The sequence below is a fragment of the Shewanella sp. AC91-MNA-CIBAN-0169 genome (assembly GCF_040310165.1).
Taxonomy (GTDB): Bacteria; Pseudomonadota; Gammaproteobacteria; order Enterobacterales; family Shewanellaceae; genus Shewanella.
In genome coordinates this window covers 184,661-199,726 of record NZ_JBEOPM010000001.1, presented here as the reverse complement: position 1 = coordinate 199,726, position 15,066 = coordinate 184,661, and the positions used below count along the sequence as shown (strand labels likewise).

At 41.6% G+C, this 15,066-nt stretch carries 11 protein-coding genes; 4 read left to right on the top strand and 7 right to left on the bottom strand.

Annotated features, from left to right (window positions below; translation table 11 throughout):
- Positions 1–7: 7 nt before the first annotated feature.
- Positions 8–292 (bottom strand): cold adaptation protein ActJcold adaptation protein ActJ, encoded by a 285-nt coding sequence (atcJ, locus tag AAEY98_RS00850; RefSeq protein WP_059745623.1) that lies wholly within the window; start codon positions 290–292, stop codon positions 8–10.
- 339 nt (positions 293–631) lie between these two features.
- The gene (locus AAEY98_RS00845; protein ID WP_101085995.1) at positions 632–1,531 is read right to left on the bottom strand and encodes a LysR family transcriptional regulator; all 900 of its coding nucleotides are present in this window, start codon (positions 1,529–1,531) and stop codon (positions 632–634) included.
- Between the two features lie 134 nt (positions 1,532–1,665).
- Here AAEY98_RS00845 and fdhD point away from each other — a divergent pair, with 134 nt between their 5' ends.
- Together fdhD and AAEY98_RS00835 are read left to right on the top strand one after the other, a co-directional pair.
- Entirely contained in the window at positions 1,666–2,481 is an 816-nt protein-coding gene (gene fdhD / locus AAEY98_RS00840) for a formate dehydrogenase accessory sulfurtransferase FdhD (RefSeq protein WP_162022385.1), read from the top strand.
- The gene (locus tag AAEY98_RS00835) at positions 2,474–4,819 is read left to right on the top strand and encodes an FdhF/YdeP family oxidoreductase (protein WP_351014539.1); all 2,346 of its coding nucleotides are present in this window, start codon (positions 2,474–2,476) and stop codon (positions 4,817–4,819) included. Before fdhD ends, AAEY98_RS00835 begins: the two co-directional genes overlap by 8 nt.
- A 49-nt stretch (positions 4,820–4,868) precedes the next feature.
- Here AAEY98_RS00835 and AAEY98_RS00830 read toward each other — a convergent pair whose 3' ends face one another.
- The 3 genes from AAEY98_RS00830 to AAEY98_RS00820 all read right to left on the bottom strand — a co-directional run bounded on the left by AAEY98_RS00830 (position 4,869) and on the right by AAEY98_RS00820 (position 7,613).
- Entirely contained in the window at positions 4,869–5,516 is a 648-nt protein-coding gene (locus AAEY98_RS00830) for a DsbA family oxidoreductase (RefSeq protein WP_351014537.1), read from the bottom strand.
- A gap of 166 nt (positions 5,517–5,682) precedes the next feature.
- Positions 5,683–6,225 (bottom strand): carboxymuconolactone decarboxylase family protein, encoded by a 543-nt coding sequence (locus AAEY98_RS00825; RefSeq protein WP_162022383.1) that lies wholly within the window; start codon positions 6,223–6,225, stop codon positions 5,683–5,685.
- 218 nt (positions 6,226–6,443) lie between these two features.
- Positions 6,444–7,613, bottom strand: a complete 1,170-nt coding sequence (locus tag AAEY98_RS00820) for a lipid-transfer protein (protein WP_101086000.1) — start codon at positions 7,611–7,613, stop codon at positions 6,444–6,446.
- Positions 7,614–8,027: 414 nt separating this feature from the next.
- Here AAEY98_RS00820 and AAEY98_RS00815 point away from each other — a divergent pair, with 414 nt between their 5' ends.
- Positions 8,028–9,230, top strand: coding sequence for an ammonium transporter (locus AAEY98_RS00815; RefSeq protein ID WP_101086001.1), 1,203 nt, complete (start codon positions 8,028–8,030; stop codon positions 9,228–9,230).
- Positions 9,231–9,566: 336 nt separating this feature from the next.
- A complete protein-coding gene (locus AAEY98_RS00810) occupies positions 9,567–13,157 on the top strand; it encodes an FG-GAP repeat domain-containing protein (RefSeq protein ID WP_351014534.1) in 3,591 nt (1,196 codons plus the stop codon).
- A 73-nt stretch (positions 13,158–13,230) separates the two neighbouring features.
- Here AAEY98_RS00810 and AAEY98_RS00805 read toward each other — a convergent pair whose 3' ends face one another.
- Together AAEY98_RS00805 and AAEY98_RS00800 are read right to left on the bottom strand one after the other, a co-directional pair.
- Positions 13,231–13,479, bottom strand: coding sequence for a hypothetical protein (locus AAEY98_RS00805; RefSeq protein WP_182744881.1), 249 nt, complete (start codon positions 13,477–13,479; stop codon positions 13,231–13,233).
- A 136-nt stretch (positions 13,480–13,615) separates the two neighbouring features.
- Positions 13,616–15,019, bottom strand: a complete 1,404-nt coding sequence (locus AAEY98_RS00800) for a hypothetical protein (protein ID WP_351014532.1) — start codon at positions 15,017–15,019, stop codon at positions 13,616–13,618.
- Positions 15,020–15,066: the final 47 nt, after the last annotated feature.

Here is a 15,066-nt window from a genome sequence, read left to right as displayed (position 1 = left end):
GGGATACTCAGGAATAATATTCGTCCCACAACTCGCGCATAGCGGCTGTGGGATCGGTAACAATTACGTTGTTAAAATCATTGATAAAAGCATTTCTCTGCTTTTTATCTGACAACACTTCGTAAGCTTTTTTGACTCGTTGGAGCTGCACAGATGCTTGTTGCTTTTCATCATCAGACGCCCCAAGTAATTTGTCAGGATGGTACTTATTCGATAAACGTTTATAGGCTTTTTTTATGTCATCTTCTTTGGCATTGGCTCTGACGCCCAGTACGCTAAAGTGGTTAATCATAGTTATTCCTGCAGGCGATGTGGCAGTGATTGCGAGATAAAAAAGTCTGTAAATAGATAAATTTTTTAGCCCGCTATTATATCAACAATCACAGGCTTGCAGCAAACATAAACCCAAGTTAAGTTGCAATCATTTAAGACATCAATTTCAGGACAGCTATTTTTAGGACAGTAATTTTAGGACAGCTATGACACCCAAAAAGCAGCGTTGTCATTAACAGGTGTTATCTTTGCTGCCGTTAAGATGCCACCAGCCAAGTTGAATGATGCGATATTAACAATATCCACGCCTATCTGAGTTTGCTAGCATGATGCTTTAACGGCAAAACACCTGCAAAAATTACCCCATTTCAATCAGACTCACAAATTCGCGCATCGCAGGTGAGACACTGTATTTGCGGGTAATAAACACCGTATTACCCGATTCAATACCTTGCAGTTGTCGGTAATGCAGATTGAATAACTGCTGAGCTGATTTTGCAATACCGCTGCTGACAATCGCGTAGCCAATATTGTGTTTTACCGCGCTGACTAGGTGAAATAACGAATCGGTTTCTAACACCACATTAAAGCGTAAATCCGTTTCTGCCATCGCATTATCAATGTATTGCCTAAACTGCATATTTTGGCTCAACAACACCAATGGTAAACGTTGCAAATTATTAAGGGTTAATCGGTTATCACTTAGCGCAGTAGTGTCGAGTTGATTAACAAGTGCTTGGGTTGATAATACCGCCATATCATTATCAATCTGCGGATAAAAATGAAACGTGCGACGATTCGCCTCAGTAAGGTTTTCATCAAACCCTAAACCGATATCAATTTGATGCAAAGTCAGTTGCTCAATTAGCTTTTCATTGGTGGTCACCAAGAGCGTTACGGCAATATTAGAATGCAGCTCGTTGAATGCTTTAATTATCGGCATAATATCGACACTCGACTGCGGCACAATGCCAATCCGCAAAGAGCCGATTAATGGCCCGCTAAACACACTCAATTCTTGTTTTAGCGCCGCTTGATCTAACAGCATTTTTTCTGCATAGCGCAATACAATCTGTCCAGCATCGGTTAACGCAACAAACTGACTGCCGCGCACCACTAGCTCGGTACCAAAGCTTTTTTCCAACGCGGTAATGCTGGCAGACAAAGTCGGCTGGGTAATATGGCAAGCTTTGGCTGCTTTAGCAAAATGCTTAAACTGCGCTAATTCATAAAAATAATGTAACTGTCTCAGGTTCATACGCCCTTCAAAGTCTCCCTATCAATTCCACTATATTAATAGATAAAAACTATCACCGCATAAATTTGTTTGATTGGCTTTGTGTATTAGTGCCCCCTAAACTGTGATCCACGTCCGGTTTTGAGTCTATACACATGAATGCTTCATATAAATGGTTGCCCCCCATTGAACATCTGGTAGAGGAAGCGGCTGCCGCCATTAATATTAACGGGATTAACTATGCTGTGATGATGGTCACCCCTGATGATATTGAAGATTTTGCGATTGGTTTTTTATTTGCCGAAGCCATTATCCAACACGACCATGACATACATGACATTCAAATAACGCCATCAGATAGCGGCTTTATGGTTGAAGTGACTATCGCCAATCGTTGTCTGTCGGCCTTAAACAGTAAAAAACGTCGGCTCGTGGGTGCAACAGGTTGCGGTATCTGCGGTGTTGAAGCAATAGAACATGCACTGCCTCAATTAGCTATTCTTCCGGTCACACGCCCCATTGACATTAATAACCTTGAAACCTTAAAACAACGTATTGCCGACAGCCAAATAAAAGCTCAACAAAGTGGTGCGATACATGCGGCTTTAGCGTTAACAGCACAAGGCGACATTATCGCCTGTCGTGAAGACATCGGCCGTCATAATGCACTCGATAAACTTATCGGCATGTTAATAAGGCAAACAACCGCGACGCAAAAAACATCATGTAATACCTTATTAATCACCAGTCGTTGTAGCAGTGAATTGATCCATAAAGCGGTTCTTTTTGGCGCTAACAATCTTATTAGTCTAGCTTCGCCAAGCCAACTGGCAGTAAAGCTGGCACTAAAATACAACCTCAATATTATTCACATACCCAAGTTTTCAGCGCCTATTTATTATTCCAGTTACGATTGTCATTTTAATGTTAACCGTCTATCGCTGAGCCCTATCGGAGAAATTCATGTCTAGTCATCACCAAAAACCAACTAAAGCCGGCGGATTTCCTTCACTGCAAGCCACATTTACTCATGTACTTCGCAGCCAACACACCAAGCAAAACCTTAAAAACTTACTCCGTGTTAATCAAACTGATGGCTTCGATTGCCCGGGTTGCGCATGGGGTGATAACAAGCAAGGTGCATTTCAGTTTTGTGAAAATGGCGCCAAAGCTGTGGCATGGGAATCAACGGGTAAAGGCGTTGGCCGCGATTTTTTTGCTCAACATTCGGTACGCCAACTAACAAAACAGACTGACTATTGGTTAGAGTATCAGGGGCGTTTAACCGAACCAATGCGCTTTAATGCGATAACCGATCACTATGAACCAGTAACCTGGTCTGAGGCATTTTCGATTATCGCCACCAAGCTCAACAGTTTAAGTAGCCCTGACCAAGTTGAATTTTACACTTCTGGACGCGCCAGTAACGAAGCATCCTACCTCTACCAACTGTTTGGCCGGCTTTATGGCACCAATAACTTTCCCGATTGCTCTAACATGTGCCACGAAGCTAGTGGTGTCGCATTAATTAGCGCCATTGGAATAGGTAAAGGCACGGTAGTATTAGAAGATTTTGATGCCGCCGAAGCCATTTTTGTGTTTGGCCAAAACCCTGGCACCAACCATCCAAGAATGATGAATACTCTGCGCAAGGCCGCCAAACAAGGGGGTAAAATTGTCACTTTCAATAATCTTAAAGAAGTTGCCTTAGAAAAGTTCGCCAGTCCACAAAGCCCTATAGAATTGCTCACTCCAGCAGCCACTACCATCAGCCATTTGTATTTAACCCCTAAATTAGGCGGCGATATGGCCGCTGCGCGAGGCATGGCTAAATTTATTATTGAACAACGTCCAGATAAAATAGACCATGAGTTTATACAGCAGCACAGTGCATTTTTTGAAGATTATCAACACAGTGTTACACACACTAGCTGGGATAAAATAGAACAACAATCTGGACTGACAAAAGCAGAGATTATTCAAGCCGCGACCGTGTTCAGTGACAGCAAAACCGTGATCAGTTGCTGGGCAATGGGCTTAACTCAACATAAGCATTCGGTCGACATTATTCGTGAAGTCGTTAATCTGCATCTGCTATGTGGTCAAATAGGCAAAAAAGGTGCCGGATTATGCCCTGTTCGCGGCCACAGTAATGTGCAAGGCAACCGCACTATGGGCATTAATGAAAAGCCGTCTGCCGCTTTTATTACCCGCTTAGAACAGCATTTATCTACCAGCTTACCGCGGCAAGCGGGCCACAATGTGGTCGAAGCCCTTAAAGCCCTACACAGTAAACAGAGTAAGGTGCTAATTTGTTTAGGTGGAAATCTCGCGGCTGCGGCGCCCGATACTGATTTTACATACCAAGCAATGCGCAATGCTGAACTCAATGTTCAAATCAGCACTAAGCTTAATCGCAGCCACTTACAAGTAACACACGACGCCTTAATTTTACCTTGTTTAGGCCGCACTGAATTAGACAAGCAGCAAAGCGGCATTCAAAAAATCACCGTTGAAGACACCTTTAGCATGGTTCATGCTTCAACAGGCATGACCGAACCCGCCTCTGAACAATGTTTATCTGAAATTGATATTGTCGCTCAAATGGCTCATGCAACATTTAACCATTCCGGCTCGACTCAGCTCAACTCAACAAACCATGCCGCAAATAAACTAGATTGGCTGGCATTACGTGATGACTATGCACTAATCCGTCAGCTTATCGAAAATACCATCGACGGCTTTAGTGACTTTAATCAACGTATCGAGCAACCTGCCGGGTTTTATCTGGGGAATAGCGCTGCTGAGCTTATTTGGAATACCACTAACCAGTTAGCTCAATTTAATCCTAGTCAGTTGCCAAATTCAGTTATTGCAGATTGCTCAAGCAACGCACAAACAACTGCGTCATCCTCCGAACAACACCCTATTTTTCTACTGCAAAGTTTGCGATCTCACGACCAATACAACACCACTATTTATGGAATGGACGACCGATATCGCGGTATTAAAGGTAAGCGGAATGTATTGTTTATGAACCAACAAGATGCTGTTCAGCTTAATCTGCTTGAAGACCAACTTATTGATATACAGTCTATTGCCAACGACAATATCGTCCGCAAAGTCTGTGACTTTAGCGTGGTTTATTACGACATTCCACGCGGTAACATTGCTGCTTATTATCCTGAGACGAATCCACTGGTGTCAATCAACAGCGTCGGAATTGGCTCTTACACCCCAACCTCAAAATCAATCCCGGTGGTTATTACTCCATCAACCAAACAGGTGATTAGCGTGGCTCAGGTGTAAGTAACCTAAACTCGGGATAACAATACTCAAACAATGTAGCCCTAGCGCATTAGCGCTGGGCAACTAAATCGGCCAAAACTTGTTTATATGCTTCAACTGGATGCGCGCCGGTTAATGCACTCGATTGGTTAAAAATGACCGTGGGTACACCCGAAATACCAAGTTGCTGCCAATGAGCCTCTTTGGCGCGAACCTGTTCTGCCACTGCAGCGTTATCAAGTAAACTCATGGCTTCTGCGGCATTAATACCCACTGCGGTGAGCTCAGCGGTCAACACCTCACGGTTTGAAATATCTTTATGTTCGCTAAAAAAGGCGCTGAATAAACGCAATTTAAGCTCCGTTTGCTTACCGACCTCTTTCGCGTATTCCAACAACACATGAGCGTCTAAAGTGTTAACCATTTTCATCTGTTCAAAATAGTCAAAAATAAAGCCATGTTCAGCCCCCTGTTGAGCAATATTGGCCCGTGCACGAACGCTACCTTCTGGGGTTGTGCCGTATTTTCTGGCTGAATGCTCACGCAGATTTTCACCTTCAGCAGGCATGTTAGGGTTAAGTTCAAATGGTTGCCACTCAATCTCAACTCGATCTTGCAGCCCAAGTTCATTTATCGCTGCTTCTAAGTGTTTATAACCGACGATGCACCAAGGGCACACTACATCTGAAATAATATCGAGCTTAATCTTTGCTGTCATTTGGCTGTCCTCATCTCTTCAAGTACGCTTTTTCACTGTAACGTGATAAAAAAATACCAATGCCATTTGCGATAACGCGGCATTGGTATTATGAAGTCATACATGAATCGACTTATCGTGAATGATAATCTTTGATAAAAATGTCGGTAACAATGTTAGTTAAGAATTACCAAGTAAACTTTTTGAATGCATCATCAACCGGTGTTTTTGCCACATGGTTGGTATAGTTACTGATCACTTTTTGTGACAGACCTAAAATGATTTCTAATACCTGCTGTTGGCCATAACCTGCGGCATAGAATGCTGCTAGTTCTGCTTCAGAAATATTGCCGCGGTTACGTACAATACTTAATGTCGCATCTTGTAACGCTTGTAATTTAGCGTTTGGCATCGCCGCCTTATTACGCAATGCTTCAGTTAACGCTGGGTCTACTTTCATTGAATGTGCAATACCTGTATGGGCTGGTACGCAGTAACCACATTCGTGTTCAACGTTAATGGTTTGCCATACAACCGTTAGCTCTTCAGGGTTAAATGATGTGTCTAAAAAGGCCTGATGTAACTGTTGGTAAGCTTGCAACGTGCTTGGAGACTCTGCTAAAACGCCAAATAGATTGGGAACCATACCCATTTGTTTTTTAGCACCCTCTAACATAGCTTTGCTGCCTTCTGGTGCGGTGTCTACTGTATGAATAGTAAATGCAGTCATAATATTCTCTCTTCTAGATAAATAAATTTAGGAGCGTTTCGTTTCGAATTGAGTCCACTATAAACTAATTTGAACAATCGCTCAAGTTTATTTTGAGTGATCGTTCAAATAATTTATTGTTATTCAAATCACACCATAAAATAACAGCCCACCTTGTTGCGCTACATTGCCTTCATACATCGACGACACTGAAGCGCAACATGAAATAAAACCGTTAGCTAAACGCCATATAACGTCACCACCACCGCGCCACCTAAACCTACATTGTGCTGCAACGCTAACCTGGCATTGTCGACTTGCCGGTTGCCAGCTTGACCACGTAAATGCCATGTCAGCTCGGTACATTGTGCCAGCCCAGTAGCACCAATTGGATGTCCTTTCGACATTAATCCCCCCGATGGCCCAATAACAAATTTGCCACCATAAGTGTTGTCACCATTGGCAATCAATTCAGCTGCGCCGCCTTCAGGACATAAGCCTAATGCTTCATAAGTGATCACCTCATTTGGGGTAAAGCAATCATGCAGTTCTATTACATCGATATCGTTGGGGTCGATACCAGCATCATCATAAACCTGCAGCGCCGCTTGTTGGCTCATTCCCTTACCGACGGCATAAATTGGGTCTTGCCACGACTGCTCTGTATCAGTTGCCATTGCCTGCGCAATAATCTTTACCTTGGATGTAATGCCATTTTGACGGGCAAACTGTTCGCTGCAAACGATGGTCGCTGCTGCACCACAAGTAGGAGGACAAGCCATAAGCCGAGTTAAATAATTATCGTAAATTAACTTATCATCGAGCACTTGCTGATACGTTAATGGCGTTGAAAACATCGAGTATGGATTTTGTAACGCATGACAACGTGACTTTTCGGCCACCTTGGCAAAAATATCGGCACCGACGTGATACTTATCCATATAATGACGACCCGCAGCACCAAAAGCCCGTAATGCAATTGGACCTTGCGGGGCATTAAACTGCTTTAACACTGGCTCAACCCGCTCAAAAGGGCTTTCTCTGTCGGTCCAATGCGATCCCAATGCACCTGGTTGCATTTCTTCAAACCCAAACGCTAACGCACAATCTACTTGTCCAGATAACACCGCTTGACGCGCTAGAAATAACGCAGTCGAGCCACTAGAACAATTATTATTAACATTGATAATTGGAATGCCGCTTTGGATTACATCGTAGAATGCATGCTGAGCGCAGGTGCTGTCGCCATAAATATAGGCTCCATATGCTTGGCCAATTGACTTGGCGTCAAGCCCTGCATCAGCTAATGCCAGCTTTATCGCTTTAGCCGCCATGACACGATAGGGCTCATGCTTACCTGGTTTGCAAAATGGGATCATTCCCACTCCAGCCACTCTTACTGCTGTCATATTGCTCCCGTAATGCTGTTTCTAGTGAGATGTTATTGGGGATCAGTTATTGATAATTTGGAATAGGGATCTTTACAACCGATGTATTTAAGCCCTCGTTATTGGACAATATTAGCTTAATGACAACTGTTAACATAAAGTTAATTTACCTGTAGTACAACGCACCAAATGAAAGCGATAGCGCACCAAAATGAAACATTACCAGTCCAAACATCAATCATTACTGACACTATTGAGCATTGAACCGACATAAAAACGCACCGAAGTAGAACATTTAACGGATCATTTCAGCAACATTTTCAGCTATTTGCACCATATGGGTTCATGAATATGCCAGTCAAGTAACGGTTTAGGAATGACTTTTGCTTTATAAAAGTATGAATTTCAACAGAGAATCGTTTTGTGGGAACTGAAATGAATAATATTAGTGATGCTATTGGCGTCATTGCACAAAGTGCAGACACCTTGTTTATCTTACTTGGTGCAATTATGGTGTTAGCCATGCACGCAGGCTTTGCATTTTTAGAAATGGGCACAGTGAGACATAAAAACCAAGTCAATGCCTTGGTGAAAATTCTAACTGACTTTGCTTTTTCCGCTATTGCCTACTTTGTCATTGGCTATCAAATTGCTTACGGCAATCACTTTTTTGTCAGCGCAGAAAGCTTAACCACTGATAATGGTTACCAACTGGTTAAATTTTTCTTCTTACTCACATTTGCAGCAGCCATTCCAGCCATTGTATCTGGCGGTATTGCTGAACGCGGCAGTTTTAGGCCTTTTTTATTGGCTTCAGCTTTGATTGTTGCCTTCGTATACCCGCTATTTGAAGGGATTATGTGGAACGGTAATTATGGCTTCCAAGCTTGGTTAGAAAGCCAATTCGGCGCCCAATTCCATGACTTTGCAGGTTCCGTTGTGGTACATGCCATGGGCGGTTGGTTAGCCTTAGTCGCCATCTATTTATTAGGTGCCCGACGCGGCCGCAAACCCGGTATCGCTTTTGCACCATCAAATATTCCGTTCTTAGCGCTAGGCTCTTGGGTGCTGATTGTCGGTTGGTTTGGCTTTAACGTTATGTCAGCGCAAACCCTCGATGGAATTAGTGGCTTAGTGGCGGTAAACAGTTTAATGGCTATGGTTGGCGGTACGATTGTGGCACTTGTGGTGGGTAAGAATGACCCTGGTTTTATTCATAACGGACCACTAGCAGGCTTAGTGGCTGTGTGTGCCGGTTCTGACTTAATGCATCCTGTTGGCGCATTTGTGGTTGGCGGTGTCGCTGGAGGTTTGTTTGTTTTCGTATACACAAAATTACAGCGCAGCAACAGAATAGACGACGTTCTAGGTGTATGGCCACTACACGGTTTATGCGGTGTGTGGGGCGGTATTGCAGCGGGTATTTTTGGCCAGCAAGCTTTCGGAGGCCTCGGCGGAGTCAGCTTTATGTCACAACTTATCGGTAGTATTGCTGGTGTTGTGGTGGCAATTGTTGGCGGTATGATTGTGTATGGCGTGGTTAACAAGCTATCGAGTTTACGCTTAAGCCAAGAAGATGAATTTATTGGGGCGGATTTAGCGATTCATAAAATTGGTTCAACCAATTCAGATAAGTAGTTAAAAAAGATAACCATTAAAAAAAGGCAGAATCTTCATTCTGCCTTTTTTGTCTCCTTTGTCCCGTCCTGAAATATGTTCGCTCATTAAAGATAAATAAATTCATTAAAATCAATAATATTAAACCCTTATCGCCAATTCGAAACACCCCAAAATGAACACTTAATCAGGGAGACGTATGCGGCCATCATTCAGCGTCTTTGGCCTTAATAAAATAACTGACTTAAGCATAAATTTACATTGCAAAAATCATATCTAAATCCTAGTATACGCAAAAAATAAACAATAAATTTACATAAAAATCACACTTATATAGCATTGTCACAAGGATGAAAAATGTTAACCAAAAACCAACTTTCGTTTGCCTTAGCGATTTTATTTTCCCTTTCTGCTTGTGGCGGTGGCGGAGACTCATCAGACTCTCCTTCAGAAACACCTGATGGTTCAACAAACACGAACTCACAATCTAATATCATTAAAAATGCCGATAATTATAATGCGATTGAACTTGAAAACGCTGCAGCGCAGTTAATCATCGCACGCTATACGGGGTCAAAATCATTGGCCACATTGACGCTATCAAATACCCAACATGCCTTTAAAAAAGTCATAAATGGAGAAGGTATATTACTGCCCAACTTACATTTAGAAGAGCTTGATTATAATGTTAACGAATCTGGTAAAGTGGATTTTACTGCTCAATGCTCTACCTCCGGCAGTGTCAAATTTAAAGGTCAGTTAAGTACTCAATTTACGGGTAACCTTGCCATTAGTTACAATAATTGTAGTGATGGTTATAGCAATAATGTAACCGGCAATATGGCTTTTTCAATAAAAACTGCCACAGAAAGCCAATACAATTTTAGCTTTAACTTTGATAATTTATCTTGGAAAGAAGGTAATCTCACAACATCACTCACTGGCACCTATGGAATTAATAGCCAAGAAACGCCTAATACTTCCCAATACAGCAATAGTATCAAAACCAATCTTCTTTATACTTACTCAGGCCAAACTCAAGCACTTGTTCAGATAACTCAAACTCAATCGTATAAGGATAACCTGTTTAGTTGGGTTATTTCAGGTTCATACTTTCACAGTAAGATTGGTCAATTCAATATATCTACCAATGCTTTAGATGGAAATTTAGAACAAGGAAAGATCATATTTAAGGGCACCAATTCGTCTACGCTGGAGTTTTTGAATGGTCCAGTAAAATATACTCAAGATACAGACAACAATGGCATTGATGATGTAGGTACTTACTTTGCATCTATTTATGACTTAATCGACAGTAATTTATCAAATAAACAGCTTGTTGATGTGGCTAAGATGTCATTACCTCCAGAAGCTTCAGCGCCCTATGGAAATAATTATCAGTTATATACAACCACACCACTGACTGTGTCGCCTGGGTATTATTACGACCCAGATAACAGCAATGACCAACTCACTGTCAGTTACCGTTGGTACATTAATGGCCAACCTGTCGCAGGGCAAACAAGTAATATCCTACCAGCTCATATTGCTGTTTTCGGCGATGAAGTAAAAGTGGTAATGGTCGTCTCCGATGGGATTAACACTGTTGAAAGTGATTACTTTTTCTTTACCATTAATGACTCACCGTCACAATTTAATGCGGTTAACCTCCCAAGCAACATTCAATCGGGACAAACCGTGCAATTTAGCGCATTGCTCACCGACCCAGACAATATTGATCCATCAAAAATTGGATCCTTAATTTCAGGCCCTAATGGTGCAACCATTGACAGCCAAGGTCTGGTCACGTGGCATGTAGGAAGTGACTATATTTTTCCACAGCAAAGTGTCGATTTTGTTTTTGCACTGACCGATTCAAATGGCAACATTCTAGAATCAGCAACGGTTTCACTTGATGTGAATGCCGATAAGCCAATGCCACTGGCTCGTTCAGGTATTGAGGTTCCTTATTACGAAAAATCTATGTGGGTGGGTGATTTTGATGGCAATGGTATTAATGAAGTCATATCAACAGATAATAACAACAGGCTGTTCATTCTAACCGAACAAAATGGTAGTTATGTGCAAACCTGGCTTTATCCATTTAAAGTGGCATCACAAGGCACAATTCAACAAGTTCTGGTTTTTGATACTAACAAAGATAATCGTGATGATATTGTGGTAATAACAACACACGGGATCAGTGTTATTAACGATCTCAATGCCTTGTCATACGAATTATTAGCTACAGATGATACGATCTTCAGCGCTGCAATTGATGATATCGATAATGACGGGGTCCCAGAAATTGCTTATTTGCATTCTCGAGCGCTGACTTCTTACGATGAAGAACCCATGCTCAGTGTTATCAGTATGTCAGCACCTTCAGAAACGCTGTTTACAACCAATATTAGTGCTCAACAAGTCATCTTTTCCAATGTAGATCTGCAACCAGGCCTTGAACTGATCACAAATACTGGCTTAGTTTACGATACCCAGAGTTGGCAAAATAAATGGGCTAACAGCACGCCATTTGGAGACCGAGCCGTAACTGCCGGTGACTATAACGACGATGGTGTTAATGAAATTGCCGGCGCGAATAATTGGGGAGCTATCACTGTCTATTCTGCAGTCAATAAATCGCAATTAGCGACGACAGAAGTCTTTAATACTTGTTCCATCAGTACCATTAATTTGGATAATGATAAGGCCGACGAGTTAGTGGTTGGTGAATGTCAGTCAGGACAATTGCATGCTTATAACTTAAATATTAATACACTCTCTGAGTTATGGTCTGTATATATTCCATATACTGGGGTGAGTTCGTTAACTGTGGGTGATTCAGACAATGATGGCAAAGACGAACTTCATTGGGGCTCTGGCACAATGAGCACCGGGGCAGACAGTTTTCATGTCGCAGATCTCGGCATTAATACGATAAACATCAAACCATCAACCCCCACCATTCAATTAGATACTTTTAGCAGTGCTGGTTGGTCAACTATTACCGATAATGATGAAAAAGCCGTATTCTTTGTTCCGCAAACAGCAAGCGGTTATGAAGGAAGCCGAATCCTGACAATGGCAGCAGATGGCTCTTACCAATTGAGTGAGCAAATATCGTCAAATTGGGATAATAGCTTTCATGCTGTCACCACTGATTACAATCATGACGGTTTTGGTGATTTACTGCTGCCAACAACAGAATATTACGATGGGCGCATGAGCGTTATGCAATTATTTGATTATAGCTTCCATTGGCAATCTACAATCAGCAGCCAATCTGATATTGGCGTGATAAAGGCATTTGATATCAATCAAGATGGATTTGAAGATGCCATTTATGCCGATGGAAAAGTACTCAAAATAGTCAATATTGAAGATCAAAGTCTGATTGCGCAATACAGTTTTGAAAGCAATATCACAGACTTTGTTATATATGAAAACACCGTGATTGTGGCCCGAAAAGATACGGTCAGTGTATTAACGCTAAATACTTACTCTCTGTCAGAGCAGTCTTTTATCAATCAACGTTGCCAATATTTAACGTTACTCAACAAAGACACCGACCTTCAACAAGAACTAATTTGTATTGAAGGTGATCATTATGAAAACATCAGTAATATCTATACATACGAAATAGACAACTTAGTGCTTGTTGAGAAAAGCAAAAAAGCATTCGATCGTTCAATCTATGGTATTGCTATCGATGAATCTACCCGTAATAACCAAGGGTATTTTGTCACTGTCCAAAAAGGTCAAGGTTATACCGGTGAGTCTGATGTCAGTTACCACATTGAAAAACATGACGCTAACAGTAATGTCGTCTGGCGAAGCCCTGGCTTAATTGGAAAACCATCAGAGCAAGGGCTTAAAGCGCGATACTCTAGCAGTAATGGTACCCAGTTAATGCTGTCGACCCAAAAAGCTATGTATATGATTAATTAACAAATAATTTAATGTGTAATAAAAAAGGCAGAATATTCATTCTGCCTTTTTTGAGGCCAAGCAATTTAGTTCATCAATGCTTAGATTTAAGCCCATTTTTAACCATATCTTGACCACTTTCGAAGATTTCTGCGGTAATCCAACGGCCAAGTAATAGCTTGTGGTTATCACCAAATACCGCAACAAAATGACGTCCGTCGGCATTACTAGTTGCCATACCCACACCCGCAACACCTTCCAAACCTAAACCGCCCTTTTCCACCGACAGTAAAAAGCGTTCTAATTCGGCTAAATTATCAATCACATCATTTTCAATATTCATTTGTATTCCCCACAACTTTAGATCAAAACTTGGGTGCTACTTTACCCCATTGAACCTCAATAAGGTATATTGTATGCCATCTGTGCCTATAGCGCTGGTAACTGTACCACTCACTCAGGTCTAGTCGCTAAGATGATTAAAAACGTAACGTAAAATCAATCAGCTGCGCATCGTCATCGTATGAATCAAAATTAATCGACAACATCACCGTCCCTTTTGTCAGCATAATGTTATCAAAATTATCTTCTGCGTTTGGGTATCGCTCCAACAATTGAGATTTGATAGTAGGCAACTGATAATTAGCAAGCACAGCATTAAATTCACTCATCGTTTGCGTGCCAAACATCGACTCGGTAATTTTAATTGAATTAACGACTCCTTGGCGATCAAAACCCAATAATACATTGCTATTCACCAGCACTTTTGGACCGTTGTCTGTCAATTGGATTTGGTTGATGAGCTGTTGTGGTTGCAAGGTATAAGCTTGCTTAAATGCTAATGTCAACAATGTTGCGATGTCGATATTATCAAAGTTACCGAACTTAACGTGATAATCATCAGTGACTGTTAATGGCATAATTGCAAAGCTGTTAAGTCGAGAAACAGCAGCATTATCTAGACTTTCATTATAGTCTTCAAAAGTTAATATCAATCGGCTATTTTTATCTCCCACACTGTAAACATCACCTTGCTTTTTAAGCGCTAAATGCGCTTTCACGCTAGCAAGCCCATCACCTTGACGCACTTGGTTAGCAATCACCCAATTATCACCATCATAGTTTCCACTTAAGGCAATTTGGTTTTGACCATGGCCATTTAACAATCCTAAATCCTGGGTAATCATCTCGATACGATTGTCTTTAACAACAAACCATAGACTGCGCCCATAACCATAAACGGTTGCACCATTGTCGAGTTGCAACTGAATACTGTGAGGACCTAATGCTTGTTGTAAAACATCAACCGAGTCACCAATGTGTATGCCATAGGCGCTGTCGGTTGTAATAAGCGCATCAGGTGCTTGGTGTTTTTGCGCTTGCTTTAATACATTCCCCTCGTTTGGCATCGTCAACTTTACTGTGGTTTGGGTATACGAAACCGATTTACCTTCACTGTTATAAGGTGTGGGATCTTTGCTCAGTTGTGTATCGTCACAAAAGGTAACGTATTGCGCAGTGGTAATCACATGGATTTGCTTGGTGATCGATTTAACTCGGCTACTGTCATCTTGCAAGTCAATACTTCGCTCAATTCCGCCAACACTTAATCTATCAATAATAATCGCATCCGCTCCTGCTGCTGCAGCTTTGCGCTGTATTTCCACAAAGGCTTGTTGTATATAAGCATCACGATGGGACAACACGCCATCACTAGACGATTCCAGCAACTCTGAGTCAATATCGTAGACGATTTTATCATTGGCTGTATCGATAGTGTGTGGACTACAAAGTGGGTGAAAATCTAAAATTGGCGGTAATTCATTGGCGTTTATAGCAGGGCTTAACATTGCACAGCTGAGCAAAAAAAGTGAAGGTTTCATTTATCGTCCTTGAATATTAATTATTAAGAATATGTTTTTTTACAAGA